This window comes from Rahnella sp. PAMC25617, from assembly GCF_050606005.1.
Lineage (GTDB): Bacteria > Pseudomonadota > Gammaproteobacteria > Enterobacterales > Enterobacteriaceae > Rahnella > Rahnella variigena.
Window position 1 is genome coordinate 1 of sequence record NZ_JBOCUM010000114.1, and the last position, 292, is coordinate 292.

Genomic DNA, 292 nt, shown 5'->3' on the forward strand with positions numbered 1-292 from the left:
GTCTTGATATGTAAAGCTGTCCAGCTTCCTCTGGCAGTATAACGCCCTTATCATGCTCACACACGATCACGCCGTCATCTGTTAATAAGGCATGCTCGTCAATCATGTCAAGAAGTGCTTTTAGCTGTTGATCTTTGTAAGGCGGATCAAGAAAGATCGCTTGAAAGGATTCCTCTCGTTTCACAACGGCTGCAAGTGCACGCTTTGCCTCGTTTCGAAACACTTCACTTTGATCAATCAGCTCCAATTGATTGAGGTTTCCTTTGATCGTTTGAATCGCCTTCATATCTCG

At 44.5% G+C, this 292-nt stretch carries 1 protein-coding gene; it reads right to left on the reverse strand.

Annotated features, from left to right (window positions below; all coding sequences use genetic code 11):
- The coding region (locus tag ACM615_RS24000) for an RsmD family RNA methyltransferase (RefSeq protein WP_431012645.1) at window positions 1-292 on the reverse strand (292 nt) is incomplete at both ends.